This window comes from Pseudomonas sp. FW305-20 (assembly GCF_058788075.1).
Window position 1 is genome coordinate 113144 of the sequence record NZ_JBYTAJ010000009.1, and the last position, 26120, is coordinate 139263.

The 26120-nt window shown below is 59.9% G+C and carries 27 protein-coding genes; 5 read left to right on the forward strand and 22 right to left on the reverse strand.

Annotated elements, in window-relative coordinates; genetic code table 11:
* The first annotated feature begins 172 nt into the window (after window positions 1–172).
* On the forward strand, window positions 173–1225 hold the full coding sequence (locus AC3WP4_RS10540) for an NAD(P)-dependent alcohol dehydrogenase (RefSeq protein ID WP_102614818.1): 1053 nt from the start codon (window positions 173–175) through the stop codon (window positions 1223–1225).
* Here AC3WP4_RS10540 and AC3WP4_RS10545 read toward each other — a convergent pair.
* The 6 genes from AC3WP4_RS10545 to AC3WP4_RS10570 all read right to left on the reverse strand — a co-directional run bounded on the left by AC3WP4_RS10545 (window position 1222) and on the right by AC3WP4_RS10570 (window position 7096).
* Window positions 1222–2025: an IclR family transcriptional regulator gene (locus AC3WP4_RS10545; protein WP_074878932.1), complete on the reverse strand. Its 804-nt coding sequence runs from the start codon at window positions 2023–2025 to the stop codon at window positions 1222–1224. The two genes, AC3WP4_RS10540 and AC3WP4_RS10545, sit on opposite strands and share 4 nt — an antisense overlap.
* Before the next feature lie 60 nt (window positions 2026–2085).
* Window positions 2086–3396, reverse strand: coding sequence for an MFS transporter (locus AC3WP4_RS10550; RefSeq protein WP_102614819.1), 1311 nt, complete (start codon window positions 3394–3396; stop codon window positions 2086–2088).
* 198 nt (window positions 3397–3594) lie between these two features.
* On the reverse strand, window positions 3595–4743 hold the full coding sequence (gene dgoD / locus AC3WP4_RS10555; protein ID WP_008152275.1) for a galactonate dehydratase: 1149 nt from the start codon (window positions 4741–4743) through the stop codon (window positions 3595–3597).
* 46 nt (window positions 4744–4789) lie between these two features.
* Window positions 4790–5410: a 2-dehydro-3-deoxy-6-phosphogalactonate aldolase gene (locus AC3WP4_RS10560; RefSeq protein WP_102614821.1), complete on the reverse strand. Its 621-nt coding sequence runs from the start codon at window positions 5408–5410 to the stop codon at window positions 4790–4792.
* A 19-nt stretch (window positions 5411–5429) separates the two neighbouring features.
* Entirely contained in the window at window positions 5430–6422 is a 993-nt protein-coding gene (locus AC3WP4_RS10565; RefSeq protein WP_102614822.1) for a 2-dehydro-3-deoxygalactonokinase, read from the reverse strand.
* A 191-nt stretch (window positions 6423–6613) separates the two neighbouring features.
* Window positions 6614–7096, reverse strand: a complete 483-nt coding sequence (locus AC3WP4_RS10570; RefSeq protein ID WP_074878940.1) for a GNAT family N-acetyltransferase — start codon at window positions 7094–7096, stop codon at window positions 6614–6616.
* Between the two features lie 254 nt (window positions 7097–7350).
* Here AC3WP4_RS10570 and AC3WP4_RS10575 point away from each other — a divergent pair, with 254 nt between their 5' ends.
* From AC3WP4_RS10575 to AC3WP4_RS10590, 4 genes are all read left to right on the forward strand, one after another.
* A complete protein-coding gene (locus AC3WP4_RS10575) occupies window positions 7351–8004 on the forward strand; it encodes an HD domain-containing protein (RefSeq protein WP_102614823.1) in 654 nt (217 codons plus the stop codon).
* A gap of 111 nt (window positions 8005–8115) precedes the next feature.
* Window positions 8116–9321, forward strand: a complete 1206-nt coding sequence (locus tag AC3WP4_RS10580; protein ID WP_102614824.1) for an MFS transporter — start codon at window positions 8116–8118, stop codon at window positions 9319–9321.
* Window positions 9322–9421: 100 nt separating this feature from the next.
* The gene (locus tag AC3WP4_RS10585; protein ID WP_074878946.1) at window positions 9422–9676 is read left to right on the forward strand and encodes a hypothetical protein; all 255 of its coding nucleotides are present in this window, start codon (window positions 9422–9424) and stop codon (window positions 9674–9676) included.
* Window positions 9677–9749: 73 nt separating this feature from the next.
* Window positions 9750–10130, forward strand: a complete 381-nt coding sequence (locus AC3WP4_RS10590; RefSeq protein WP_074878948.1) for a Rho termination factor N-terminal domain-containing protein — start codon at window positions 9750–9752, stop codon at window positions 10128–10130.
* A gap of 130 nt (window positions 10131–10260) precedes the next feature.
* Here the strand turns inward: AC3WP4_RS10590 and AC3WP4_RS10595 are convergent, their stop codons facing one another.
* The 16 genes from AC3WP4_RS10595 to AC3WP4_RS10670 all read right to left on the reverse strand — a co-directional run bounded on the left by AC3WP4_RS10595 (window position 10261) and on the right by AC3WP4_RS10670 (window position 26079).
* Entirely contained in the window at window positions 10261–11190 is a 930-nt protein-coding gene (locus AC3WP4_RS10595) for a PfkB family carbohydrate kinase (RefSeq protein ID WP_102614857.1), read from the reverse strand.
* A complete protein-coding gene (locus AC3WP4_RS10600) occupies window positions 11183–12649 on the reverse strand; it encodes a purine-cytosine permease family protein (RefSeq protein WP_102614825.1) in 1467 nt (488 codons plus the stop codon). The genes AC3WP4_RS10595 and AC3WP4_RS10600 overlap by 8 nt, the downstream gene beginning before the upstream one ends.
* A 221-nt stretch (window positions 12650–12870) precedes the next feature.
* Complete coding sequence (locus tag AC3WP4_RS10605; RefSeq protein WP_076028212.1) at window positions 12871–13869, reverse strand: ADP-ribosylglycohydrolase family protein; 999 nt, start codon at window positions 13867–13869, stop codon at window positions 12871–12873.
* Window positions 13866–14579, reverse strand: a complete 714-nt coding sequence (locus AC3WP4_RS10610) for a GntR family transcriptional regulator (RefSeq protein WP_074878956.1) — start codon at window positions 14577–14579, stop codon at window positions 13866–13868. Before AC3WP4_RS10610 ends, AC3WP4_RS10605 begins: the two co-directional genes overlap by 4 nt.
* A 195-nt stretch (window positions 14580–14774) precedes the next feature.
* Complete coding sequence (araH, locus tag AC3WP4_RS10615; protein ID WP_033056977.1) at window positions 14775–15743, reverse strand: L-arabinose ABC transporter permease AraH; 969 nt, start codon at window positions 15741–15743, stop codon at window positions 14775–14777.
* A gap of 9 nt (window positions 15744–15752) precedes the next feature.
* Window positions 15753–17297: an L-arabinose ABC transporter ATP-binding protein AraG gene (gene araG / locus AC3WP4_RS10620; RefSeq protein ID WP_074878959.1), complete on the reverse strand. Its 1545-nt coding sequence runs from the start codon at window positions 17295–17297 to the stop codon at window positions 15753–15755.
* Between the two features lie 65 nt (window positions 17298–17362).
* Entirely contained in the window at window positions 17363–18367 is a 1005-nt protein-coding gene (locus tag AC3WP4_RS10625) for a substrate-binding domain-containing protein (RefSeq protein ID WP_102614826.1), read from the reverse strand.
* Window positions 18368–18489: 122 nt separating this feature from the next.
* Window positions 18490–19308: an SDR family oxidoreductase gene (locus AC3WP4_RS10630; protein WP_074878963.1), complete on the reverse strand. Its 819-nt coding sequence runs from the start codon at window positions 19306–19308 to the stop codon at window positions 18490–18492.
* A gap of 198 nt (window positions 19309–19506) precedes the next feature.
* Window positions 19507–20382: an SMP-30/gluconolactonase/LRE family protein gene (locus AC3WP4_RS10635; RefSeq protein ID WP_102614827.1), complete on the reverse strand. Its 876-nt coding sequence runs from the start codon at window positions 20380–20382 to the stop codon at window positions 19507–19509.
* A 145-nt stretch (window positions 20383–20527) separates the two neighbouring features.
* A complete protein-coding gene (locus AC3WP4_RS10640) occupies window positions 20528–21244 on the reverse strand; it encodes a FadR/GntR family transcriptional regulator (RefSeq protein WP_008152308.1) in 717 nt (238 codons plus the stop codon).
* 128 nt (window positions 21245–21372) lie between these two features.
* Window positions 21373–21933 carry a DUF1285 domain-containing protein gene (locus AC3WP4_RS10645; protein ID WP_008152312.1) on the reverse strand — a complete coding sequence of 187 codons (561 nt, stop codon included), beginning with the start codon at window positions 21931–21933 and terminating at the stop codon, window positions 21373–21375.
* A 16-nt stretch (window positions 21934–21949) separates the two neighbouring features.
* The gene (locus AC3WP4_RS10650) at window positions 21950–22558 is read right to left on the reverse strand and encodes a DUF4823 domain-containing protein (protein WP_102614828.1); all 609 of its coding nucleotides are present in this window, start codon (window positions 22556–22558) and stop codon (window positions 21950–21952) included.
* A gap of 275 nt (window positions 22559–22833) precedes the next feature.
* A complete protein-coding gene (locus AC3WP4_RS10655) occupies window positions 22834–23802 on the reverse strand; it encodes a GTP 3',8-cyclase MoaA (protein WP_074878968.1) in 969 nt (322 codons plus the stop codon).
* Between the two features lie 139 nt (window positions 23803–23941).
* Window positions 23942–24580, reverse strand: coding sequence for a TetR/AcrR family transcriptional regulator (locus AC3WP4_RS10660; RefSeq protein WP_008152317.1), 639 nt, complete (start codon window positions 24578–24580; stop codon window positions 23942–23944).
* A 342-nt stretch (window positions 24581–24922) separates the two neighbouring features.
* Window positions 24923–25708: a TatD family hydrolase gene (locus tag AC3WP4_RS10665; protein WP_074878970.1), complete on the reverse strand. Its 786-nt coding sequence runs from the start codon at window positions 25706–25708 to the stop codon at window positions 24923–24925.
* 14 nt (window positions 25709–25722) lie between these two features.
* Window positions 25723–26079, reverse strand: a complete 357-nt coding sequence (locus AC3WP4_RS10670; RefSeq protein ID WP_074878972.1) for a PilZ domain-containing protein — start codon at window positions 26077–26079, stop codon at window positions 25723–25725.
* Between the last annotated feature and the right edge of the window lie 41 nt (window positions 26080–26120).

Consider the following 26120-nt stretch of genomic DNA (forward strand, 5'->3'; position numbering starts at 1 on the left):
AGTCGCGAAAACAGGGATGAAAGCATCATCGCAGGTCTGATGGCCAATGCGACCCGTCGAAGGCTGATGCCGGAGGATTAGGCATGACACCCGGAGGATTCGCCATGGCCGGTGGCCGGTGCGGCGCCCAAAATGCGCCACCTCACCCGTCACAGCTTTTGCGAGGTTCACCATGTACACCGCCATCGGATACGCCGCCCAGTCGGCCACCACTCCCCTCGCCCCCGTAAAATTCGAGCGCCGCAGCCCACGGGCCGACGACGTTGTGATCGACATTCTCTACTGCGGCGTCTGCCATTCCGACATCCATCAGGCACGCAACGAGTGGGGCATTGCCGTTTACCCGCTGATGCCCGGCCACGAGATCGTAGGCAAAGTTACCGCCGTCGGTGCGAACGTGACCCAACATAAAGTCGGCGATCTGGTTGGCGTCGGCTGCATGGTTGATTCCTGCCGCAGCTGCGAAGCCTGCCAGTCGAACCTCGAGCAATACTGTCTCGAAGGTCCGACCATGACCTATGCCACCCCGGACCGCGTCGATGGCAGCAACACCATGGGCGGCTATTCCGACAGCATCGTGGTCAGCGAACATTTCGTCGTGCGCATCCCGGAAAAACTCGACCCGGCCAGCGCTGCGCCGATCCTGTGTGCCGGCATCACCACCTATTCGCCGCTCAAGCACTACGGCGTGAAGGCGGGCGACAAGGTCGGGATTCTCGGCATGGGCGGCCTCGGCCACATGGGCATCAAGTTCGCCAAGGCGATGGGCGCCGAAGTCACGCTGTTCACCCGCTCGGCGAGCAAGGCTGAGGAAGGTCGTCGCCAGGGTGCGGACCACGTGATCGTGTCCACCGATGCCGAACAGATGAAAGCCGCCGCAGGACATTTCGACTTCCTGCTGGACACCATTCCGGTACAGCACGACCTCAATCCCTACCTCGATACGTTGCGTTTCGACGGCGTGCACATTCTGGTGGGCTTGATCGAGCCGGTCGATCCACCGGTCCACGCCGGCAAACTGGTGATGAGCCGTCGCGTATTGGCCGGCTCCCTGATCGGCGGCATCGCCGAAACCCAGGAAGTGCTGGATTTCTGCGCCGAACACAACATCACCTGCGACATCGAAATGCTCGACATCCGCCAAATCAACGAGGCTTACACCCGCATGATTGCCGGTGACGTGAAGTACCGCTTCGTGATCGACATGGCGACACTGAAAATTTAAACCTTCAAGCCAAGCTCTGCCGACAGCCGGGCCGTGACCCCTTTGATCAGGGGAATCAGCTCGGCCATTTTTTCCAGCGGCATGTACGGCACGGTGCTGGCGATGCTGATACCGGCGACGATGCGCTTGCTGGCATCGCGGATCGGCGCCGCCACGCAACGGATCGACGGTTCGTTATCTTCCAGATCGAAGGCGTAACCGCCCGCCACATACTCGACCATGCGCTGCTGGAACTGCTCCCAGGATTGCTCCGGGTGCTGCGGCCAGAACTGATTTTTCCCACCCACCGGCAAGCTGATTTCGTACAGCCGTTGCCATTCTTCCTGCGTGTCATCGAGCATCAGCGCCTTGCCGATCCCGGTGCGCGCCAACGGCATGCGATGGCCGACCCGCGAACGCATTTCCGGGCCATTGCGCCCCGGATTCTTGTGCAGGTACAGCACTTCGTCGCCTTCACGAATCGCCAGGTGAATGGTGTCGCCGGTCAACGCCGACAACTCATCCAGATACGGCCCGGCCAATGTGACCAGCGGCAATTCTTCACGTGCCTGGAAGCCCAGCTCGATCAACTTTGGTCCCAACAGATAACCGACTTGCGGCACCACGCGCAGATAACGCTCGTCCACCAGGCAGCTGGCCAGACGATGAGTGGTGCTGCGCGTGGTGCCGATCAGCCGGGCGATCTCCTTGAGATCGCGGGCACCGCTGGCCACGGCCTGAACCACACCCAAACCACGAAGCAGTGTCTGGGTGCCGGTCGGGGCGGCGTCCTTGGCGATTTTTGGGGCGTCTTCCTGCATATCCAGCCTTTACCGTTGAGCGAGTGAACGGGCGGCATTATGGTCGCCCGCATGCCGCCACTACAACTTGATACGCTCGACTTTGCCGACCAGCAAGATGTAGGAAAGCGCGCCAATCAATGCCAGAACCGAGATATAGGTGATCGCCGGAGCGAACGAATCACCGGTAGCCAGGAAACCGATGACGATCGGCGTGGTAATCGCCGACAGGTTGCCGATGAAATTGAACACCCCACCGGTCAACCCGAGTAAGCGCGCCGGGGCCAACGTTGACACCAGCGACCAGGTGATCGAAGCCAACCCGTTACCGAAGAACGCCAACGCGAGGAAGGCAATCACCAGCGGTGTCGACTCGACGAAGTTGGCGCCGATGATCGAGGTGGAAATCAGCAGGCCGCCAATGATCGGCAACTTGCGGGCGAAACCCACCGTGTAGCCGCGACGGATCAGCCAGTCGGAGAAGAACCCCGAACAGAGCACTCCGACGAAAGCGGCGAGAAACGGCAGCGACGCCAACAGGCCGGACTTGATGAAGTCCATGCCGCGATATTTCACCAGGTAGGTCGGGAACCATGTCAGAAAAAACCACAACGTCGAGTTGAGGCAGAACTGGCCGAGGTAGATGCCCCAGAGCTTGCGTTTGGTCAGTACGATGCCGAGGTCGATCCAGCTGAATTTGGCTTTGATTTTGGCTTGTTCAGCCTGGATATCCACCAGCCCGCCGCCCTCGCGGATCAGTTCGATTTCGGCGTCATTGGCGCCTTTGAAATCCCGTGGCTCGCGATACACCGCGTACCAGATCACTGCCCAGAGAATGCCCACCGCACCGGTGCTGACGAATACCATGTGCCAGCCATATTGATGCTGCAACCAGGCTAATACCGGCGTCAGGAATGCCAGGCCGACGAACTGCCCGGAGGTATAGAAACCAATAGCCGTGGCGCGTTCGCGCTCGGGGAACCAGGTAGTGACCACGCGGCTGTTGATCGGGTAAGCCGGCGCTTCCAGTGCACCGACTGCCATGCGCAACACGAACAGCGCGATGAAGCTGCCGGCGAAGCCGAGCATCACTGTGGCGATCGACCACAGCAGCAATGCGACGCTGTAAAGAATCCGTGGTGGAACCCGATCCACCAGCCAGCCGCCGGGGATTTGCATGGCGGCGTAGGTCCAGCCGAATGCCGAGAAGATCAGCCCGACGTGGATCGGATCGATGCCCAGTTCGCTGGTGAGTGCCGGGGCGGCGATGGACAGGTTGCTGCGGTCCAGGTAGTTGATCACCACGGTGATGAACAGCAGCACCATGATGAAAAAACGCTTGCGACTGGGCGTCACCAACGACGCCTGCCCGGTGAGGGTTTGCGGTTGCATGAGGAGTGCCTCTTCTTATGTTTATTGAGGTCGATGTGAAATCGGGGTTTGCCGCAAATCTCCCTGTCCATGGAGATCAAACTGTGGGAGCCAGCCTGCTGGCGATAGCGGTGGGTCAGTCACCAAGCATGCTGGGGGTGCCGACCAAATCGCCAGCAGGCTGGCTCCCACAGGGATTCGCGGTGGGTCAGGGGTAACTCACCACTCGGCAAAACTGCCATCGGCATGGCGCCAGATCGGGTTGCGCCAGCGGTGGCCGACGGCCGCACGTTCGATGACGTATTCCTCGTTGATCTCGATCCCCAGGCCCGGGCCATTGGGGATTTTCACGAAGCCTTTGTCGTAGTCGAACACCCGCGGATCCTTGACGTAATCCAACAGGTCATTGCTCTCGTTGTAATGAATGCCCAGGCTCTGTTCCTGGATGAACGCGTTGTAGCAAACCGCATCCAGCTGCAAACACGCCGCCAGTGCAATCGGGCCCAACGGGCAATGCAGCGCCAGCGCCACGTCGTAGGCTTCAGCCATGTTGGCGATCTTGCGGGTTTCGGTGATACCGCCGGCATGAGACGCATCCGGCTGAATGATGTCGACATAACCTTCGCTGAGCACACGCTTGAAATCCCAGCGCGAGAACAGCCGCTCGCCGAGGGCAATCGGGGTGCTGGTCAGCGGCGCCAATTCTTTCAGCGCTTCGTAGTTTTCGCTGAGCACCGGCTCTTCGATAAACATCAGTTTGTACGGGTCGAGTTCCTTCATCAGCACCTTGGCCATGGGCTTGTGCACCCGGCCATGGAAGTCGACGCCGATGCCGACGTTCGGGCCCACCGCATCGCGCACGGCGGCGACGTTGGCCAGGGCCAGGTCGACTTTCTCGAAGGAATCGAGGAACTGCAGTTCTTCGGTGCCGTTCATTTTCACCGCAGTAAAACCACGCTCGACCGCCTCTTTCGCCGCACGAGCGGTGTCCGCCGGGCGGTCGCCGCCGATCCACGAATAGACGCGAATCTTGTCCCGCACCTGACCGCCCAGCAGATCACTGACCGACACACCCAAGGCCTTGCCCTTGATGTCCCACAACGCCTGGTCGATACCGGCCAGCGCACTCATGTGGATTGCGCCGCCCCGGTAGAAACCGCCGCGGTAGAGCACGGTCCAGATGTCTTCGATGTTGCGTGGGTCTTTGCCGATCAGGTAGTCGGACAATTCTTCAACGGCGGCGGCGACAGTGTGGGCGCGGCCTTCGACCACGGGTTCGCCCCAACCGGTTACGCCCTCGTCGGTTTCGACCTTGAGGAAGCACCAACGCGGCGGAACGATGAAGGTGGTGAGTTTGGTGATTTTCATCTATTGCCTCTCTTATTAGATGCAGCGCTCGCAGCGCCAAAAAGTCTTAGCGAAGGGCTTTCCAGGCAGCCACGTAGGCCTTGGCATTTACCGCCACTTCCTCTGGCGTCATGCCCGGTTTGAACAACCCGGAACCGAGGCCGAAACCTTTGACGCCCGCCTCGATAAACACCTGCATGTTGTCCGGCGTGATCCCGCCGACCGGCGCCAGAATCGTTCCCGCTGGCAGCACCGCGAGCCAGGCTTTGACGACTGCCGGGCCCATCTGCTCGGCCGGGAACATCTTCAGCACGTCCGCCCCTTCGGCCAATGCCGCAAAGGCTTCAGTCGGCGTGGCCACACCCGGCGACAGGAACAACCCCGCCGCTTTCGCTGCGCGCAACACCTTGGCATCGCTGTGCGGCATGACGATCACCTGACCTCCCGCCGCTTTCACTTGCTCGACCTGCTCCGGCGTCAACACCGTGCCGGCACCGATCAGGCAATCGGCGGGCAAGGTACTGCGCAGGATGCGGATACTTTCGTACGGCTCAGGGGAATTAAGCGGCACTTCGATGACGCGAAATCCGGCGGCGTAAAGGACTTCGCCGATGGCTGCCGCTTCTTGCGGGCGCAGGCCACGCAAAATCGCGATCAGACCGTTTTGCGCCAATGCTTTCTTGAGCATGTCAGACCTCCAGTCAGGTTTAACGGGATGGGTTGGGTGTGATCAGTCCGGCGGCAACCGCCAACTGCCACAAGCCGCGTTCGGTGGCTTGCTCGGCCAGGGTCACCCGGGTAAAACCACAGGCCTCGAGCGCCCGGCTGTAGCGGGCACAGAGTTGGGCATTACCGATGAGGACGATCGAAGGCAGATGAACGCTGTTGCGTCGGCGACGCTGAACAATCGCCAACGCTGACAATTCATGGCCGATCAACAGGCCGGACAAGTAATCCGGTTGAGCGGTGGCGCCGAGTTCGCCAGTCAACCCAAGGCTGCGGGCACTGAACAATGTCGACAACGGCCCGATCTCGCCATCCGCCGACAGCGCCACCTGCACACCACGATCAAAGGCGTGGCCATCGAAGGACGCGCCCTTTTGCTGGGTGCGCCCCAAAATGCTGTGTTCGCTGAGCACGGCGAAGACTTCGCCGGTCATGAAGGTATCGAAATGCACGATGCAGCCGTCGGCCACTTCCACCCATTTCGAATGACTGCCCGGCAGGCCGATCAACAGATCACTACCCGCCTCGGCCGGTAGATTGTGCAGCACGCCAAGCACCTGAGTTTCTTCGCCGCGCATCACGTTGGGCAAACGCGAACGCTGAATCACGCCCGGCACGATGTGCACATCGACACCGCAAAGACTGCGAACCGTTTGTAGGGAGATTCCGAGATTGGCGACGTTCGCCGGCGTATCGCAGTAAGCCGTTTCACGCCAGCCTTGTGCGCTGCCGACCATGCCGCAAGCGATCACCGGCAAATCGGGCTGCGCGTCGAGCCAGTCACCGCAAGCCTCATCGAAGGCCAGTTCAAAACCGTCGGCACATTCCCGACCCGCGATCATTCGCGGCGTCCTGGGCAGCTGCATGATCCCCGACGACAGCGAACGCTGTTCGAGCACCTGGCCACCCGCGGCGAGTTTGTAAGCACGTAATGAGGTTGTCCCCCAATCGAGCGCGATCAATTGCGCCAGCATCGCTTCACCTGTTTTGTTTATTGGCAGTGAGTGAGCTGGACTATAAACCCGGACGCGCTTAAATCTCAATATATAAATATTGGTCCCATATGTTGAGACGAGATCAAAAAAAGATCGCCGCCTTCGGCAGCTCCTACAAATAGGTGTAGGAGTTGCCGAAGGCGGCGATCTTTAAAGGATGTTGCGTACGATCAATTGCCCTCGGCAAACTCCCGCAATACCGCCCCATCCATCCGATACCGAACCCACTCTTCCTGCGGCTGCGCACCCAAGGATTTGTAGAACTCGATCGCCGGTTTATTCCAGTCCAGCACGCTCCACTCGAACCGACCGCAATCATTGGCGCAGGCGATTTTCGCCAGGTGACGCAGCAAGGTTTTACCGGCGCCGCCGCCACGCTGATCAGGGGTGATGTAGAGGTCTTCGAGGTAAAGGCAGTTGCTGCCGAGCCACGTGGAATAGCTGAAGAAGAACACCGCGAAGCCAATCGGCAAGCCGTCGCGCAGGCAAATCAGGCCATGGGCGGTGGCGCCTTCGCTGAACAGGCTGCGCTCGATGTCGGCGACGCTGGCGATGACTTCGTGGCGGGCACGTTCGTAGTCGGCCAGTTCGGTGATGAACCCGAGGATTTGCGGTGCATCGCTCGGGGTCGCCGGGCGGATCTCGATCGTCATGGACGTGCCTTCGTCAAAAGTTGAAAACGCCATACTAAGTCCGCGAGCGGCGCTCGTCACACTGGAAATTCAAAGCTGATCCAAGGAGCATGTGTAGCAGCTGGCGAAGCCTGCGTTCGGCTGCGTAGCAGTCGTGAAACCTGAACACGCAGTTTTCCTGTAACACCGCATCGTCTGATTTCACGACTGCTGCGCAGCCGAACGCAGGCTTCGCCAGCTGCTACAGGGTTATGTCGCTGCTTAACAGGATGTTTATGAACACTGATGCTTTCGCGCCACTGCAACTTCTCGCTGCACAACTGCTGCCCCACGCGCTGGAGCCGTCGGAAGATGGTGCCCATGATCTTTCGCACTTGCAGCGGGTCTGGCACAACGTGCGTACGCTTCACGCTGAAGAAGGTGGCGATCTTGAGGTGCTGCTCGCGGCCGTGCTTTTGCATGATTGCGTGGCGGTAGAGAAGAACTCACCGCTGCGTTCTCAGGCGTCGCGGCTGGCCGCCGGGAAGGCATCGAAATTGTTGGCGGACATGGCCTGGCCAGACGTAAAAGTCAGCGCGGTTGCCCATGCTATCGAAGCGCACAGCTTCTCCGCCAACATCACGCCAACCACGCTCGAAGCGAAAATCATGCAGGACGCCGACCGCCTCGATTCCCTCGGCATGCTCGGCGTGGCGCGGACCTTTTACATCGCCGGACGTATGGGTAGCGCTTTGTACGACCCAGAGGATCCCGAGGCGAAGGACCGGGAATACGATGACAAACGTTTTTGCCTCGACCATTTCCAGACCAAACTGCTGCACCTGGCGGATGGGTTCCAGACGACCACCGGCCAAACTCTGGCGCGGATTCGTCATGAGCGGTTGAAGGGGTTCATGGTGTTGTTCAAGGAAGAAATCGGCGTCTGCTGAAGGCCTTACTCCGGCCAACACTAACCCTGAAATCAATAACCTCAGACCTAACATCGACGCCTTGCGTGATAGATAGATGAAGCTCTCTTCTATCGGGTCAAGGAACGCCTCATGTCTAGCGCAACACCCCAAGTCTCAAGCAGGTTGTTCGGCCTGTTTTGCCTGGCCAGCTATTTGCTGTCGCTGTCCTATGGCTCGACCTTTTTGCTGTCGCTGTTGATCGGTGCCCGCGGCGGTAACGAGCACGATGCCGGCAGTGTGATTTCGGCGGCGATGCTCAGTACGTTTGCAGCGGTGATCGTCTCCGGCCACTTGTCCGATTTGCTCGGCGCGGCGCGCTCGATTGCGCTGTTCGGCATTCTGCTGGTGGCCGCCAGCCTGGGCTTTGCCCTGGCGCCAGGCTTCGGCAATCTGCTGTTGTTTTTCGGGCTATTGCTGGGGCTGGGTTGGGGCGTGTTCTACACCCTCGGGCCGATCATCGTGGCGAGTCTGGTAACGCCTGCCCAACGCGCGAAATACTTTGCCCTGTTGTCGGGCAGCATGATGACCGGGATCGGCTGCGGCCCCTTGTTAGGCCGCGCCGCCAGTGCCCTCGGGTATCCGGTGACCGCGGCGTTTTACCTCGCGGCACTGGCCAGCCTGATCGGCGTATTACTGTTCTGGCGGTTGGATTCGCAGCTGAAAAAAGCGCCGGCCCACTCGGCAGCGGTGTCGCGAATTTCCTGGCGGGCAGCGGCGCAAGTGCTGTCGTCCAAAGCGGTATTCCCGATCATCATGGTCGGGCTTGGCGGTTGCGTTTTCGGCGGTCTGTCGAGTTTTCAAACCAGCTACGCTGCCGCGCGTTCACTCGACTATTCACTGTTCTTCCTCGGTTTCATGGGCGCTGCGATCAGCAGCCGCATGCTGATCGCCGGTTTCGTGGTCAAGCGCGACCCGTTCCGGGCGTCCTGCCTGCTGTCGGGCTTGATGATGGGTTCGATCCTGATGTTCGGGTTTGTCGTCGACGACGGATTCAGCTACGTGCTGGCGGCGGTGATGCTCGGGGTCGGTTACGGGCTGACCTATTCGGTGATCAACGGCCTGGCGGCCAACGAGACGCCGAACGGCACCACCGCGCAATCCTTGCTGCTGTTCAGCCTGTCCTACTTTATCGGCGTGTTTGGCTTTCCGTTGCTGGCCGGGAAAATCATCGTGGAACAGGGGATGGCGACGCTGTTGCTCACGGTGTTGGCGGTTGCTGTACTGAATTGGCTGATCAGCGTTGGCCGGCTGGCCTGGCGCCGAGCCGTTACCCGCAAAGTGTTGCAGCAGGCCTAGACCGTTCGTCGTTCATCAGGCACCAATCCAAATCGGGGGCGGACCAACTCAGGTAAGGACTCTATTAAATGGACCTATCCACACCCATCAAGAGGTAACCATGAACGTTGATAAAAACCTTGAGAAAGAAGTCCTGACCCGTCTGCTGCATGCCCATCCAAACGGTTTGGGCAAGGAGGTCCTGGACAATTACCGGGGGGAGAGAGTCGTGGCCAGCACCCTCGCCACGCTGCAGGATCGTGGATTGATCCAGCATGGTCATGTGATCTGCAACGAAGAGGGTGAGCATTCTTTGAATCTACCGATCAAGCTTAGTGCCGCAGGGGTTGAAGTGGCCCGCAAGCTGGACGTTTAGCAAGACGAATCAGATCGCAGTCGTGCGCGGCTGCGACCGTTTGACAGACTCTACAAGCAGCAGGAGAAATCCCATGCCTCGTGGAAGCAAAGACAAATACACCGCCGAGCAGAAACGCAAGGCCGAACACATCGAAGAAAGCTACGAGAACAAAGGTGTCTCGAAAGAAGAAGCCGAAGCCCGGGCCTGGGCGACCGTCAACAAGCAGTCGGGAGGCGGTGAGCGCAAAGGTGGGTCCGGACGCAAGAAACTGGCGAGTGCCAAGGCCGAAGATCGCCAGGAATCAGCTCGTCGTGCGGTGGCCAGCCGTGAAGGTCATTCGCGTAACAGCAAGGCTTCGCGCGAAACCCAGACCGTCGACAGCTTGATGAAAGAAGCCCGGGCGAAGAAGATTCCGGGTAGATCGAGCATGCGCAAGCAGGAGTTGATCGAGGCGTTGCGCAAGGCTGGGTAAGGTCAGGGTTTTTTGTTGAATTGGATGGCCCCATCGCGAGCAGGCTCACTCCCACACTGGATCTGTGAACGACACAAACCCCCTGTAGGAGCGAGCCTGCTCCGGGCGGCGTTCCGACGATGGCGGCCGATCAGGCACCGAACGTCCGGCTGATTAACGCATACACCTCAGCCGACCCCGGCGAAGTCGCCGGCCCCCATCGAGTCACCGCCAATGCCGCCGCCGCATTGGCCCGCCGTGCTGCTTCAAACGGTACCAATCCTTGCGCCAACCCAGCCACAAATACCCCGGCATGCGCATCCCCCGCGCCATTGCTGTCCACCGCCTCGACCTTGAATCCCGGCACGTGCTGGCAGTCTCCACGCTGGTTGATCCAGCACCCCTGCGGGCCGTCACGCACCACTATCAACACGTTGGCCGGCAGATGATCGGCCAACCGGTTCAAGGCTTCGACAATGTCCGACGCACCAGTAAACTTCAGCGCCTCGACGCTGTTGCTGGTCCACAGATCGATGCGCGCCAGCAAGGCTTGCATCAACGGCTCATCCGGCGAATCCACCAGCGGGCCCGGATCGAACACCACGTTGATCCCTCGCGGCAAATCCAGCACCCAATCCACCAGCGCCTGGGCTTTGCCGCCATGCAGCAGGCTGTAGCCGCTGACGTAGACATAGTCACCCGCCTCGGCCGGCACGCTGGCCAGATCCTCGGCCGTCAGCTCACCTTCGGCACCGATATAGGAAATGAAACTGCGCTCCGCCGAGGCTTCGGTCAACGCGACGCACAATCCCGTATCCCGTTCGGCGCGGTGAGTGATGCCAATCCGAATGCCTTCAGCCTTCATCGCTTCACGCGCCAGATCACCAAAACGCCCGGTGCCGTGACGACCGAGGTAAACCACCGGCAAGCCATTGCGCTGGGCAGCAGCCATCACATTGAAGCCGCCGCCAGCCTCGAAACTGGCAGATTGCGCCAGCACGTCACCGCCCGAATGCGGCAGTTTATCCACGGCCATGACCAGGTCGATCATGACCTGGCCGGTGTGCAGCAATCTAGGCATGAGCATTCTCAACTAACGCGGCGCGACGATCCTTGGCGCCGCCGAGTACACAGTAAATGCCACCGGCCACCAGGAACGTCACGATCCAGCCGAGGCCGTTATGACCCAGCCAGGAGTCGGACAGGAAGCCGCGGAACCACACGGTTTGTTCGGTCGTGCCTATGGTGGTGAAACTGAAGCCCAGCACGATTGCCAGCGCCCACGCACCAAAGGCGCGCCACTCGACACCGCCGCTGTACCAGTAAGCGCTGCTCGGGCTGACGTCCAGCAGGTCTTTGGGGCTGTAGTAATGACGATGGATCAGGTCAACGACGAAGATCCCGACCCACGCGGTGATCGGCACCGCCAGCAGTGAAATGAAAGTAATGAACGGGCCGTAGAAACTGTCGGCGATCAGCATGAAATAGATTGAACCGGCAAAAATCGCAACGATATCGACGACCACCGCGTAAACACGTTTGACCTTCAGGCCAAGGGTCAGCGTGGTCAAACCGGCCGAGTACACCGACAGGTTGTTCGACAGCAGCAACCCGCCGAACGCGGTGATCAGGTACGGCACGGCCATCCAGGTCGGCAGCATGTCGCGGATCGCGATGATCGGGTCGGTGGCCGAGGCCAGGTCATTGTTGCCCACTGACAGCAGGCCGCCGAGGGTGATCAGCAGCACCAGCGGAATCCCTGCACCAAACGCTGCCGACGCCACCAGGCGCACGGCTTTGACGCTGCGGTGCTGGTAGCGCGACATGTCGGCACCAGCGTTGGCCCAACCGATCCCGGTGCCGGCGGCCATGGTGCCGATGCCGATGATCATTGCGCTCAACGGTGCCGGCGTGGCGTTGAACACCGCGCTCCAGTCGATGGTGGCGCAGAGAAAGCCGCCGACCAGAATGTTCAGCGCACCGAACACGTAGGTTGCCCACTTCTGGATCACCAGCAAGGTGGCGTGACCGAGACCCGACACCGAGAGGGTCAGCAGCACGAAAATCGCAATGAAGATCAACGTCAGCACGGGTGCGCTTTTGGCTTCCACCGGCGAGCCGAACAGGATCGAGCACAGCGACAGCAACACGAACGCGGCGGTGGTGGTGTTGACGGTTTCCCAGCCCAGACGCGACATCAGCGAGACCAGGGTCGGGCCGATGTTGCCGCGTACACCGAAAATCGCTCGCGACAACGTCAGGCTCGGGGCGCGACCACGGCGACCGGCAATGGAGATGATCCCGACCACTGCGAAGGAACCGGCGGCGCCGAGGACAGCGACGATGATCGCCTGCCAGATCGCCAAGCCGCGAAAGGCTACAAGGGTCGCACCCAGCGGCAGGCCGAGGATGGAGATGTTGGCCGCAAACCAGACCCAGAACAGCTGCAGTGGATGACCGTTGCACTCCGCTTCCGGCACCGGCTCGATGCCTCGGGTTTCCAGTTGCCCGGCACTTTGCCCGGTGTTCGATGAACTCATGTGAAATGCTCCTGTTGCCTTTGTTGTGGTTGTGGGCAATTGCGGAAGACGACATAACATTTCGGCGGTCCTGGCCGTGTTTGTGCTTTCCGTTGCGGGTTATCAAATCAAGCAGGCGGCGCGCTCATCGCGAGCAGGCTCACTCCCACAGGTACGGCGTGTACCTCAAGGTTTGCACTATCCCTGTGGGAGCGAGCCTGCTCGCGATGGCGCCAGTGCTGTCAACGCAAGGCCAAGAGCCCCTGCACCAACGGTTCCAGCTCCAAGTCATTGACAGCTTTGACCTTGTCGATCATCGCCGCCGGCCAACTCTCAAGACCCAGGCAGGCCCCAAGCATGGCGCCGAGAATCGCCGCGATGGTGTCCGTGTCGCCGCCCAGGCTCGCGGCCATGCACAGCGCTTCGAACGCATTCATTTCACCAATGGCCACTTGCTGGGCCAGGGCAAACGAGACCACCACCGACTCCTGTGAAGCCACCGAAGTGCCGATCACGTCGTACATCAAATCCGCCAGCAATGCCTTGTCGCTGTCGACACTGATGGTCCGCGCCCAGCTGATGCGCGAGGCGATGCGTCCGCCCGCCACCCAGTTACCGTGGCCTTCAGCTTGCAGAGCGATTTGCTGGCCGAGGTTCAACGCCTCGCCCAGGTCCATGCCGTTGATACCGGCCGAGACCACCGCCGCCACCGCCGCCGCACTGGAAATGCCCAGCGTGGTGTTGTGGGTGACCTGGCAAGCCTGCACGACAGCGTTGATGAAACGCTCAGGGTTGGCGACATCCGCCGCAATCCCCACCGGCGTGATGCGCATCGCCGCGCCATTGGTGGTGCCGTAGCGCCCCGCTTCTTCCGGCGAGTGGCCGGCGAGGATCATCTCGATGGCACGTTTGGTCGAAGGGCCGAGCAAGTCTTGCGAGCCCTTGGCCTGCATCGCCGCTTCCCATTCGATCAGCCGTTGGGCGAGCAGCGCCGGTTCGATCCGACCCTCTCCCTCAACCAGCAGTTGGCCGACCAGAATCGCCTGTTCGGTGTCATCGGTGATCGAGCCTTTGAGCATGTTGGCGGCGATCGGTTGATCGGGGCCTGCGTCTTCCAGGCCAGTGATTTCGCCGAAGCGCACCTTGATCTCGGCACGGCTCAGGGATTGGGTCGGCATGCCCAGCGCATCGCCCAGGGCCAGTCCATAGAACGCGCCCAATGCACGATTGAGCGCGGTCACTTTGACTCTCCAAACTGCAGGTGCAAGCGAAAATGCACCGGGTCGAGCAAGCTTTCGACCTGTTCCATGAAGCGGTTTTTCCGGTCGTAGGTGGTGCGCAACGCCTTGAGGAACACCGTGCCCTCCGGACGACCGAGCAGTTCGGCGTCTTCGGCGTTCAACGGTTCGGCGCCGATCCATTGATCGCCGCGCTCGCCGATATAGCCGTAGGCGGCCAGGGTGATGGTCAGGGAGTTGTCGATAAGGCCGACCCGCGGCAGGCTTTCCAGGCCTCCGGTGGCGGGCATCAATGAGCGTTCAAGGGAGACCAGCTTGCCTTCGTTGGAACGACGGCGACGGTCGAGGGTGATGAATTGGTCGGTGCCGAAACGCGGCAACAGGTCAGGACGGGTGACCGCCTCCAGCCGCAGCACTTCGGTATTGATCAGCGCCCCGCTGTCGGCCAGGGCCTGGGCCCAGCCGCTGCGTTGATCGAGCACCACGCCGTCGAAGGTGACGATGGAGCCCACCCCGCTTTGCGTCGCGATGTAGTTGCGCCGTTTCAACTCAGCCAGGGCTTCGCGCAGCGTGCCGCGGCTGACTTTGAATTCTTGAGCCAATTGATGCTCGCCCGGCAACAGAAAACCGTCCTCCATGAGGCCGCTTTCGATGCGCCGGATGAGTTCGTCGACCACCCGTTGTTTCTTGTCAAATCGTACCTGTCTAATCATGTACAAAGAGATACTCGAAACGGGCTGGGGCGAGCAAGGAATATTTAGGGGAAATGACGGAAGGAATTACACATGATCGTTCCCACGCTCCGCGTGGGAATGCAGCCCGGGACGCTCCGCGTCCTGCCGAAGCGGACGCGGAGCGTCCATTGAGGCATTCCCACGCGGAGCCGGGAACGATCAGTTAGCGGGGGGTTAGCGTTGTTTGAGGCGGTCGATCACTACGGCCAGCAGCAAGATCGAACCGCGAATCACATACTGGTAGAAGGTATCAATATTCTTCAGGTTCATCGCATTCTCGATGATCGCCAGAATCAGCACCCCGGCAATCACATGCCGGATCATGCCGATCCCGCCGCTCAACGACACCCCGCCCAACACACACGCCGAGATCACCGTCAGCTCAAAACCCTGGCCAATCATCGGCTGGCCGGACGTCATGCGCGACGCCAGGATCACGCCGGCCAACGCCCCGATCAACCCGTGCACGGCAAAGATAATGATCTTGGTCCGGTCAACGTTCACCCCGGCCAGCAACGCCGCTTCCTGGTTGCCGCCGATGGCCATGGTATTGCGCCCGTAGGTGGTGTAATTCAGCAACCAACCGAAAAACAGAAAGCAGACGATGGTGATCAGGATCGGCACCGGCACACCCAACAACTGGCCATTGCCGAAGACGAAGAACTGCTCCTGCGACACGCCGACCGCTTTGCCGTTGGCGAAGATGTAAGCCAGGCCGCGAACGATCTGCATGGTCGCCAGCGTGGTAATCAATGCATTGACCCGCAGCTTGGCGATCACGATGCCGTTGATCAACCCGACGATCAGCCCCATGAACAGCGCCGCTACTACACCGAGAAACACGCTGTCGGTGTCGCGCATCACCACCGCTGCAACCACGCCGGCGCAGGCAATCACCGAGCCCACCGACAAATCGAAATGCCCGGACGCCAGGCAATACAACATGGTGCACGCGGCAATCCCCGTCGTCGAAATCGCCAATCCCAGGCCGCGCATGTTCAGTGGCGAGAGGAAGTTATCGATCAGCAAAGTGCAGAGCACGAAGATCCCGACGGCCGCCAGCAGCATCACCCAGTCATCGAGAAAGCGCCGCAGGTCCAGAGGTTTGCGTTGGGTGGGCAAAGCGTTGTTTTGGATTGTCATAGTCACCTCTCAGTTCGCCACGCCGTCAGCGCGTTGGCGCGGCAAAGCCAGTTGCAGCAGGTTGGATTCATTGGCCTCTGCGCGGGACAACTCGCCGCGCATTGCGCCTTCGCAGAGCACCAGGATGCGGTCGGAAATACCCATCACTTCCATCAGGTCGCTGGAGACCACGATCACCGCGATGCCGCTGGCGGCCAGGTTGTGGATGATCTGGTAGATCTCGGCTTTGGCGCCGATGTCGATGCCGCGAGTCGGTTCGTCGAGCAGCAGCACTTTCATCGGCATCGACAACCAGCGGCCGAGAATGGCCTTCTGCTGATTGCCGCCGGACAGGTACATGATTTTCTGCGCCGCGTTGGGCGTCTTCACTTTCAGCGCCTTGATCTGCTTGTCGGCGTTGTCCTTCTCCCACAAGCCGCGCAACAGGCAGCCGAAGGTGGAGTGGGTGCCGCGGGCGCTGATGTTGATGTTTTCGGCGACGCTGGCGAGCGGCAGGATCCCCTCTTTCTTGCGGTCCTCGGGGCACAGCAGAATCCCGGCGGCAATCGCATCGCGGGGTGAACGTAACTTCAGTTCATGGCCCCGCAACTCCAGGCGTCCGGCGGTGTTGCGCTCAAGCCCGCTGAGCATGCGGAACAGCTCGGTGCGACCGGCGCCGACCAAACCGAACAGCCCGAGAATCTCGCCTTTGTGCACCTCGAAACTCACCGGCTCACGCAAACCCGGCCCCAGCAAACCGTCGACCTTGAGCGCCACCGCGCCACGCTGACGGTGGCGGTAATCGTAGATGTCCTGAATGTCGCGACCGACCATGCAAGTCACCAATTGATCGTGAGTCAGTTCGCTCATGTCCTCGAACGTGCGCACGAAGCGACCGTCCTTGAACACCGTCACCGCGTTGCAGATGCGGAACACTTCTTCCATGCGATGGGAGACGTAAAGCACCACTTTGCCTTCGTCGCGCAGGCGACCGATGATCGCCATCAACCGATCGATTTCACGCGCCGACAGGCTGCTGGTCGGTTCGTCGAACGCGATCACATGCGCCCCTCGGGACAAGGCCTTGGCGATTTCCACCAGTTGCCGCTGCCCCAGGGACAGGCGCCCTACTTTCTCTTGCGGATCGATTTCATCGGCCAGGCCTTTGAGACAGGCCAATGCCTGTTGCCGCAACGCACCGCGATTGATCAGGCCGAAACTGGCCGGCAGATGACCGAGGAACAGGTTCTCTGCCACGGTCATTTCAGGGACCAGGTGCAACTCTTGATGGATCACGGCGACGCCACTGCCAATGCTGTCGGCGGTGGACTTGAAGACCATCACTTGCTCGCCGATCTGCAGATCGCCGCTGCTGGGGGTGTAAGCCCCGCCGAGGATTTTCAGCAGGGTCGATTTGCCGGCGCCGTTCTCGCCCATCAAGGCGTGAACCTGGCCCGGATGGGCGACGAAGCTGATGCCATCCAGCGCCTTCACCCCGGGAAAGGTCTTGCCGATCCCGTTGAAGCGCAAGCTGCCGCCGGTATTGTGTTGTTGTATTTTTGATTGCGCGTGCATAACCCACCTCTTCACACAGATCAGGCAGCCCCGTCGCCAGGGCCACCGATGAAATCAACCGCGCCTCAGTTCCAGAGGCCGATCTTTTCCAGTTCCTGCTTGAAGTTCTCGCGAGTGATCAGCGTTACGTCGTCCATCGCGGTGTACTTCGGCGGTTCTTTGCCGGTGGTGACCCACTCGTACATCATGCTGGCGGTGTTGTAGCCCTCGATGTGCGGGCTCGGCAGCATCGAGCCGAAGAAGCCGCTGTTGGCCTTCTCCAATTCGCCAATGGCGTCAGTGCCGTTGATGCCGATGCCGATCACGTTGGCCGCGGCAAAACCGGCGCTCTCGGTGGCGCGCACGCCGCCCAGCACGGTGTTGTCGTTCATGCCGCCGATGATCAGGTTTTTCGCCGCGCTCGGCAGTTTCACCAGTGCCGAATTGGTGGCGTCCATGCTGCCGGGTACGTCGAGGGTTTTCAGCGCCGAGAACAGGATGTGGTCTTTCGGCATGCCGGCGTCTTCCAGCGCTTTGACCGAACCGTCGGTGCGTTTCTTGCCGGTGTCGAGTTCGTTGAAGGTGTTGATCACCGCGTAGGTATCTTTCCAGTCCCAGCCACGTTTCTTCGCTTCAGTGGCCATGGCGTTGCCCTGTTTCTGGCCGACTTCGAACGCGGCCATGCCGAGGTACGGAACGTCTTCCATGAACTTGCCGCTGGCATCGACGAAGCGGTCATCGACGGCGATGACTTTCAAACCGTTGAGCTTGGCCTTGGCCATGATCGCCGGGCCCAGGGACACGTCTGGCGGGCAGATCACAAAGCCCTTGGCGCCGTTGGCGGCGAGGCTGTCAATGGCCGAGAGGGTTTTCTCGCCATCCGGCACGGCGATCTTGATGACGGTGAAGCCCCTCTCTTTCCCGGCCTTTTCGGCAAATGCCCATTCGGTCTGGAACCAGGGCTCTTCCGCCTGCTTGACCAGAAAACCGATTTTCACTTCCTCGGCCGCCAGCAACGAACTGCTCAGGCTGACCGCGGTGACCGCCAAAGCGGCACAGCACAGGGAACGGATCCCACGACGACGATTCATAAGCTGACTCCTTGTTATTTTTTTTGAGCGTTATTTGAAAGCCAATCAAACTGTGCAGCTAATAGTCATATCGTATGATGATTGGATTTCAGGCGTAGTTCCGCGCCTGAAATCCGATTGACTCAGTCGTGGTACATGACCGAGCGACCGCCATCGATGGTGATGCACGAGGCATTGATGAACGGCGCTTCATCGCTGGCCAGGAAAACGGCGGTCATGGCGACTTCGATCGGCTGACCGATACGACGTGGCGGGTGCAGATCGAACGCGCGCTGTCGCTCGGCATGCGGGTCGGCAAAACCGTTCCAGTAATCGACGTTCAATTGGGTTTCGATGTAACCCGGCGCGATGGCGTTGACGCGAATGCCCTTCGGCGCGTACTCGATGCCCAGGGCGCGGGTCAGGCCGAGCAAACCGTGCTTGGCCACCGGGTACGGGAAGCAGCCGGGAATGATGTGAGTGGAATGGGTCGAGGCGATATTGATGATGCTGCCAATGCCTTGCTCGATCATCTGCGGCAGCACCGCTTTGCAACCGTACCAGGCGCCATCGAGGTCGATGGCGAAGCAACGACGCCAGTCTTCCTCGGTCATTTCCAGCGGATCACGGAACACGTTGACCCCGGCGCAGTTGACCAGCACATCGATGCGACCGTGCAGCTCGATCGCCAGTCCGGCCATGGCGTGCAGGTCTTGCTGGTTGGAAACGTCAGCCTTGATTGCCTGCACATCAAAGCCTTTGTCCCGCCATTGAGCCGCGACTTTTTCGACTTTCTCACCCTGGATATCGCTGATGATCAGCTTGGCCTGCTGGGAAGCGAAGGTCGCGACAATCGCCTCGCCAATGCCCTGCGCAGCACCGGTCAGCAGCACCACCTTGTTTTTCAGGCGCTCACCCTTTGGTGGTTCGGGCACTGGTGGCAAGGAAAGAGGTTCAGCCATGGATCAAGACTCCTTTTTGAAGGCACGACAAAAACCGGGCATCTGTCGATGTCCGGTCAAAAGGCTTTTTGGAAAATCGCTGCATCACTTCACCTGTTTTGTTTTTTTAAGTGTGAGTGCGTGTAACTGATGGAGCCGACTATAAACCCGACCGCCAAATAATCTCAATATATAATTTTACATCCCATATTTTGGGATTTACCCCGCAAACCGTGTGCAGGCCTTTCCGGGCACATCGACTCGAACCGACAGCAACGCCCCGTCCAACGGATGATTGAGCGGGCTCGCAGCGCTGGTGATGTACAGGGTTTTGAAGTCTTCACCGCCGAATACGCAACTGGTGGGACGGCTGACGGGCAGTTCAATCACGCGATCGACCTGCCCGTCCGGGGTCAGCCTGAGCACACAGCTGCCATTCCAGCGGGCGTTCCAGATATAACCTTCGGCATCCATTGCCGAGCCATCCGGCTCGCCGCGCTCATGCGGCCCGAACCAGATGTGGGCCGGGTCGAGGCTGCCATCGGTGCGGATGAAGTACTGGTAGAGCGTGTTGTCGAGGCTGTCACCGAAATAGACGGTGGTCCCGTCGTCGCTCCACAGCAATGTGTTAGGGATGCCCAACCCTCGAAGCAACGGCGTGACCCGAGCATCTCGATCGATGCGAAACAGGCCACCGGAACGCCGGACGATAGGCACATCTTCACCCTGCTCGCCAATGTTGTTCTGCATGGTGCCGAGCCAGAGCCGGCCCTGAGCATCGCAGCGGGCTTCATTGGCGCGATTGCCGGGTTGCGGATCGGCGACGCAGAGCAAGGTCAATCGTGGCTCCAGGCCGGGGGAATCCAGATCGAGGCGATACACGCCGCTGTTCAACGTCACCAGCGCATCGCCGCTTTCGCAGGGAATGAAGGCTGACACGTGCTCGGGCATCTGCCAGATCTGCACGTTGGCGCCGATCAGCCGCAACGCCTGTTGACCGGCGATATCAACCCAGTACAGCGCCTGGGTCGGCGCATCCCAGAACGGACTTTCGCCCAGTCGTGCCCGGTGCTCGGTAACCGCGGTCCATTCCATGAAACCTCCTGCGTTGTTCTTGTTTTTTTGTGGGAGCGAGCCTTCTCCGGGCGGCGTTCCGACGATAGCGGTGTAACAGTCAACATTGATGCTGAATGTAATGCCCCCATCGCGAGCAGGCTCACTCCCACAGGGTTTTGTATTGTCAGCTGGCCTTCTTGTCAGCCATGACTTGCGGGTAGAAGCGCTTGATGGCCAGGTCGGCATTATCGATCAGGGTCATGCAGGCCCAGACTCCCCGCGCGGCATCCCGGGCGGCGATGGCCTCAGCCATGTCTTTGTGAATCGGCAGCGTGCGGCGCAGTTCGTCCGGGTCGGCGGCGGACACTTCGAAGGACACCGCCAGCAGCGCGCCGAGGGCCGGGACCATTTGTTCGATAAATTGATTGTGGCTGGCAGCGAGGATGCACTCGTGGAAGAACTGGTCGGCACGGTTGTAATCGATACCGCTGTCCACTGCCCGCTCCAATGCGTTGTAAGCCTGAAGGATGGCGTGAACCTGCTCGACGGTAGCGCGCTCGCAAGCCCAGCGTACGGCCATGGGTTCGATGGTGCGGCGCAGGTCGAGCAAGTCGTCGACGAAGTTTTCCGGCAAGCCGCTGCGCGATAGCCAGCCTACGACTTGCGGATCGAAGAGGTTCCAGCGGCGCACTGGCAGCACCCGCGTGCCGACCTTGGGCCCGACTTCGAGCATGCCTTTGGCGACCAGGGTTTTGATGGCTTCGCGGATTACGGTGCGGCTGACACCGAGCTGCTCGCCCAGGTCGGCCTCGACCTTGAGCGTCTCACCGGGTTTGACCTGCCCCGTGGCGATCCAGCAACCCAGCCAATCGACCGTCGACGCATGAAAACTGCTGGACATGGACACCTCGATTCAGGGACGGCACAAAGCCGTTCGCGATAGGTGCCTACGCTAATCATCATACGATTAGGTGTCAATTTGAATTTTCAGCGCCAACACACATCAAGCACGCACAGTTTTTTTCTGTTTTACGGCTCAAGCCCGATGGGGAAGAACTCGCCAGCGCTCCACACGCCTAACCAGCGCTGCCCGTCGATCTCGCGGGTGACGGCCAGCTCCACCAGTTGGTAGAACACGTTGCGGTGGATCAGAGCTTCGAGGTTGGTGCGCACATGCACGTAGGGCGCGGGTTCTTGCGTGACCGGGTCGATCACCACACGCATGGGGTGCTCGGGACCGGCCTCGGCGGTCTCGTCAACATTGGTGGTGAAGCGCAGGACCTGGGTTTCACCCTCGCCTTCGACATCCACGGCAATCGCCACGAAGGGCGCATCGTCGACCTTGATGCCAACCTTCTCGACCGGGGTGATAAGGAAGTAATCGTCACCATCGCGGCGGATGATGGTGGAGAACAGCTTGACCATCGGCTTGCGCCCGATCGGCGTGCCCAGGTAGTACCAGGTGCCGTCACGGGCGATACGCATGTCGATGTCGCCGCAGAAATCGGGGTTCCACAGGTGGACCGGCGGCAAGCCTTTGGTTTTGGGGATTTGCCCCAACAGGTCGTTGGCTTTTTGCGGGCCACTCATGGCGTTCTCCTTTGAATTACTGGTCGCTGAGCCCCAGTAGGCTGCGCGCGTATTGTTCCAGCGGCGGGCCCATCAGGTCTTCTGGCTTTTTGTCGTGGAACGTCAGTAAACCGCCACGACTCTTGATACGTGCAGTATCAATCAAATACTGGGTGCTGGTCTCGATCAACATGATCTGAATCACGCCACCATCGATACCGAGGCGATCCAGGGCTTCCTGATCGAGCCACTCGTCCGAGTTGCCGATACGGTCATCAGACTTGGCGAACCGGGTATAGAGCAGGTAATGGGCACCGGCGGCACGGGCTTCGCCCATGGCTTGATCAAGACCTTCCGGGGCACGGGCGCGGCGGACCATGGGGAAGTATTCGACAAAGCCATCGAAGGCGACTTCGGCAATCACGTTAGGTCGTGGGTAGACAGTACTGCCTGGCGGCACAAATGCGCCCTGGGCGATATAGACGAAAGAGTCCGGCTGGATGCGCAGGTTATTCACCCGGCGGCTGTCGCTATGGTCGAGCAGCCCCGCGTCGCTCATGTGGTAGCGAGTCCCTTCAGCCAGATCGCTGACATTCATGCAGCCACCAAGCGCCAAAACGGCCAGCAGCAAAACCAGGCTACGCATCCTACCCTCCAGAGGCCGGTGACGGAAAACCGGCGAATGGCCATGGGATGCAGCTTCCGCGCCAGCTCGGGAGAAACACAATCTCGTTGCAGCTGTCGAAGGACGCATTCGGTTTGTAGCAGCTGTCGAGCCTGCGAGGCTGCGTTCGGCTGCGAAGCAGTCGTAAAACCTGAACGCGCGGTCTTACTGACTAAAACACCGCATCGCCTGATTTCACGACTGCTTCGCAGCCGAACGCAGCCTCGCAGGCTCGGCAGCTGCTACAGGGATCGGGTTCAGCCGCCGATGATTTTCATGATGGTCGCGCCACCGGAGAACGCGACTTCCTGCTTATCGCCCAAGGCTTTCACCAGGAGTCTCTGTAAGGCGGGCAACGCTTGATGACGGGGCTTGTCCAGCAGGTCGCCGACATAGTGGCGGTTGCTCGACGACAGGCAGCCATGCAGCCAGCCCGTGGAGGACAGACGCAGCCGCGAACAGGTGCGGCAGAAAGGAACGCTTTCGTTGGCGATAACGCCGAAGTAGCCCTGCCCCGGAATTTCATAACGCACGGCGGTGGCATCTACCGGCGCATCGGCCTGCAGGTATTCGTAGCGCTCGCCGATCAGGCTCAGCAACTGCTGAAGGCTGACAAACTGCTGCAGGAACGCATTGGAGTCACTGGCCAGGTGGCCCATGCGCATCAACTCGATGAAGCGAAGCTCATAGCCGCGCTCCAGACAGTAATCGAGTAGCGGCATCACTTGATCGAGGTTCTGCCCTCGCAGCGGCACCATATTGACCTTGATCTTCAGGCCGGCGGCGCTGGCTTGATCCATACCGTCGAGCACAGTCGCCAGATCGCCGCCACGGGCAATGCTGCGAAAAGCGCTCGCATCCAGGGTATCGAGGGAAACGTTTATGCGACGAATGCCGGCATCCACCAGCAGTGGCAGCTTTTTTGCCAGCAGCTGACCGTTGGTGGTCAGGCTGATGTCCGCCAGGCCCATCTGCCCGACAGCGGTCATGAAGGTTTCGAGTTTGGGGCTGACCAGCGGCTCGCCGCCGGTGATGCGCAAACGCTCAATGCCGGCAGCTTCAATCAGATAGGCCACGCCACGCGCCATGGCCTCGGCCGACAATTCATCCTGCGCAGCGACCAACCGTTTGCCGTTGGGCACGCAGTAGGTACAAGCGTAATTGCAGGCTGAAGTCAGACTGATTCGCAAATTGCGAAAACGCCTGCCTTGACGGTCAACGATCATGGACTACTCCGGCGGAAGAATATTCGGACCGCTAAAACTTGACTCACAAATCAAGTTTTAGCAAGTCCTATGCCTGAGTATATTCCTGCGGTACTGCGCCACGTAGCGAAATCATGGCGCAATAAGGCAACTGAATGGTTCAGCTGCTCGGAGTGTCGGTATCGCGCTTGCGTTTGTTGCCCATGCGCACGCCGATGTCCATCAGGAACTGGAAGAAACCTTCCTGATCTTCCAGCACATTGCTCCAGAACGGCGAGTGATACAGCGCCACGGCGCCGTGCACCAGCGCCCAGGAAGCGCAGTAATGGAAATAAGGCGGTACGTCTTCGAGTTTGCCTTCGCTGATCCGGCCCTTGATCAGCAGGGTCAGACGCTCGAAGTTCGAGGCGCGGATCTTGTGCAGCTCCTCGACCATCTCCGGCACCTGATTGCCCTTGACCACCTTTTCTTCCAGGCGATCGAACAACCGATAGCGTTGAGGATCGCGCATGCGGAATTCGAAGTAGGCCCGGGACAGGGCTTCCTTGTCCTTGTCGACATCGGCTGAATGCAACAGCTCGTTCAAATCGCGCTCGTAATCGAGCATCAGGCGCAGATAGATTTCGGCCTTGGATTTGAAGTGCTTGTAGATCGTGCCTTTGCCGATACCGACGGCATCAGCAATCATCTCGACGGTGACACTGTCTTCACCTTGATCGAGGAACAGCTTGAGCGCGGTATCGAGAATTTCTTGCTCGCGGCGACGAAACTCACGGACCTTACGAGGTTCTTTATGCATAAGAAAAGGTCTGTAGGGGTCAAAATTCGAAGCCGCGTATTATGCCTAACTTGCGCAAAAATGCACGGATCATCCAACCATATATGTGTTTCTTGGTGAATTCCGCCAGTCTCGCAGATTAATGAGAACTCAACCGAAGCGCCCGTATTCCAAATTTGTTTAAAAACCGACGCCGCTAAACTGGACTCGGCGCGATACTGATCAATACTTCAACTGTCGGCGGGACATCTCCCCCAAGTGTTGCGCCGATATAGGTACCAACGGACCGCGTGCCTTTGTTTTACTCCTAATGGTCTTAACCCGGATTCACCCCCCAGAACCCGGGTTTTTTTTGCCTGCGATTTAGCCTTTCACATGTGCCAACGGAAACAGGCGCTTGAAGTTCTCGGTGGTTTGCTCGGCAAACCGCTCGTAGGGCTCACCTCGCAACATTGCCAGAAATTCCGCTACGTCGCGCACGTACTGCGGCAGGTTCGGCTTGCCGCGATGAGGGATCGGCGCCAGGTAAGGCGAGTCGGTTTCCACCAGCAAACGATCAGCGGGCACCTTGCTGGCTACGTCACGCAGGGCGTCGGCATTGCGGAAAGTGACAATCCCGGACAAGGAAATGTAATACCCCATGTCCAGCGCCGCTTTGGCCATGTCCCAGTCTTCGGTGAAACAATGCAGCACGCCCGCCTGGGGCAGCGCCGCTTCACGCAGGAGGTTCAACGTATCGGCGCGGGCACCACGGGTGTGGATGATCACCGGTTTGCCCGTCTGCTGTGCCGCTTGCAGATGCAGGCGAAACGACGCCTGCTGCAACTCTGCCGCTTCCGGTTCGTAGTGATAATCCAGGCCCGTTTCACCGATCGCGACCACACGCGGGTGATTGAGCTCGCGCAACAGCCAGTCCAGTGCTGGCGCGGCGCCCGGTTGCACGTCCAGCGGATGCACGCCAACTGAACAATCGACGTCGTCGTAACGTTCGGCCAGGGCTTTGACGTCGGCGGCATTCTCGACGCTGACGCCAATACACAGAAAGTGCCCTACCCCGCGCAGACGGGCCGCATCCAGCGCAGCATCCAGTGAGCCGTCGTGGGCGGCAAGGTCAAGGCGATCAAGGTGGCAATGGGAATCTACGAGCATAAAAGGGCTGCAACTTACATCGTATGAGTGGGACGGTCGGACTTGAGGGCTCCGGCCAGATGGGTTTCGATTCGACTGCGCGCGGTATTGTCGCCATCGTTGAATTGTACGCCGACCCCGGCGGCCCGGTTACCCTGCGCACCTTTTGGGGTGATCCAGGTGACCTTGCCGGCGACCGGAATCTTCTCCGGCTCGTCCATCACGCTCAACAGCATGAATACCTCGTCGCCCAACTTGTAACTCTTGTTGGTCGGGATAAACAGGCCACCATTCTTGATGAACGGCATGTAGGCCGCGTAAAGCACGGACTTGTCCTTGATCGTCAGGGACAAAATGCCGTTGCGCGGCCCCGGATTGACGAGTTCATTCATGCTGACCTCCGTTGCTGATGCTCAGAGTCTAGGCACAGACG

Excerpts from the sequence above, each read along its gene's own strand:
- AC3WP4_RS10560 (WP_102614821.1), bottom strand. The coding sequence starts at position 5,410 with ATGCTCAAGAAAGCATTGGCGCAAAACGGTCTGATCGCGATTTTGCGT.
- AC3WP4_RS10575 (WP_102614823.1), top strand. The coding sequence starts at position 7,351 with ATGAACACTGATGCTTTCGCGCCACTGCAACTTCTCGCTGCACAACTG.
- dgoD (WP_008152275.1), bottom strand. The coding sequence starts at position 4,743 with ATGAAAATCACCAAACTCACCACCTTCATCGTTCCGCCGCGTTGGTGC.
- AC3WP4_RS10655 (WP_074878968.1), bottom strand. The coding sequence starts at position 23,802 with ATGATCGTTGACCGTCAAGGCAGGCGTTTTCGCAATTTGCGAATCAGT.
- AC3WP4_RS10660 (WP_008152317.1), bottom strand. The coding sequence starts at position 24,580 with ATGCATAAAGAACCTCGTAAGGTCCGTGAGTTTCGTCGCCGCGAGCAA.
- AC3WP4_RS10570 (WP_074878940.1), bottom strand. The coding sequence starts at position 7,096 with ATGACGATCGAGATCCGCCCGGCGACCCCGAGCGATGCACCGCAAATC.
- AC3WP4_RS10625 (WP_102614826.1), bottom strand. The coding sequence starts at position 18,367 with ATGAATCGTCGTCGTGGGATCCGTTCCCTGTGCTGTGCCGCTTTGGCG.
- AC3WP4_RS10645 (WP_008152312.1), bottom strand. The coding sequence starts at position 21,933 with ATGAGTGGCCCGCAAAAAGCCAACGACCTGTTGGGGCAAATCCCCAAA.
- AC3WP4_RS10585 (WP_074878946.1), top strand. The coding sequence starts at position 9,422 with ATGAACGTTGATAAAAACCTTGAGAAAGAAGTCCTGACCCGTCTGCTG.
- araG (WP_074878959.1), bottom strand. The coding sequence starts at position 17,297 with ATGCACGCGCAATCAAAAATACAACAACACAATACCGGCGGCAGCTTG.
- AC3WP4_RS10640 (WP_008152308.1), bottom strand. The coding sequence starts at position 21,244 with ATGTCCAGCAGTTTTCATGCGTCGACGGTCGATTGGCTGGGTTGCTGG.
- AC3WP4_RS10630 (WP_074878963.1), bottom strand. The coding sequence starts at position 19,308 with ATGGCTGAACCTCTTTCCTTGCCACCAGTGCCCGAACCACCAAAGGGT.
- AC3WP4_RS10595 (WP_102614857.1), bottom strand. The coding sequence starts at position 11,190 with ATGCCTAGATTGCTGCACACCGGCCAGGTCATGATCGACCTGGTCATG.
- AC3WP4_RS10600 (WP_102614825.1), bottom strand. The coding sequence starts at position 12,649 with ATGAGTTCATCGAACACCGGGCAAAGTGCCGGGCAACTGGAAACCCGA.
- araH (WP_033056977.1), bottom strand. The coding sequence starts at position 15,743 with ATGACAATCCAAAACAACGCTTTGCCCACCCAACGCAAACCTCTGGAC.
- AC3WP4_RS10590 (WP_074878948.1), top strand. The coding sequence starts at position 9,750 with ATGCCTCGTGGAAGCAAAGACAAATACACCGCCGAGCAGAAACGCAAG.
- AC3WP4_RS10545 (WP_074878932.1), bottom strand. The coding sequence starts at position 2,025 with ATGCAGGAAGACGCCCCAAAAATCGCCAAGGACGCCGCCCCGACCGGC.
- AC3WP4_RS10610 (WP_074878956.1), bottom strand. The coding sequence starts at position 14,579 with ATGATTAGACAGGTACGATTTGACAAGAAACAACGGGTGGTCGACGAA.
- AC3WP4_RS10580 (WP_102614824.1), top strand. The coding sequence starts at position 8,116 with ATGTCTAGCGCAACACCCCAAGTCTCAAGCAGGTTGTTCGGCCTGTTT.
- AC3WP4_RS10670 (WP_074878972.1), bottom strand. The coding sequence starts at position 26,079 with ATGAATGAACTCGTCAATCCGGGGCCGCGCAACGGCATTTTGTCCCTG.
- AC3WP4_RS10565 (WP_102614822.1), bottom strand. The coding sequence starts at position 6,422 with ATGCTGGCGCAATTGATCGCGCTCGATTGGGGGACAACCTCATTACGT.
- AC3WP4_RS10635 (WP_102614827.1), bottom strand. The coding sequence starts at position 20,382 with ATGGAATGGACCGCGGTTACCGAGCACCGGGCACGACTGGGCGAAAGT.
- AC3WP4_RS10540 (WP_102614818.1), top strand. The coding sequence starts at position 173 with ATGTACACCGCCATCGGATACGCCGCCCAGTCGGCCACCACTCCCCTC.
- AC3WP4_RS10665 (WP_074878970.1), bottom strand. The coding sequence starts at position 25,708 with ATGCTCGTAGATTCCCATTGCCACCTTGATCGCCTTGACCTTGCCGCC.
- AC3WP4_RS10550 (WP_102614819.1), bottom strand. The coding sequence starts at position 3,396 with ATGCAACCGCAAACCCTCACCGGGCAGGCGTCGTTGGTGACGCCCAGT.
- AC3WP4_RS10650 (WP_102614828.1), bottom strand. The coding sequence starts at position 22,558 with ATGCGTAGCCTGGTTTTGCTGCTGGCCGTTTTGGCGCTTGGTGGCTGC.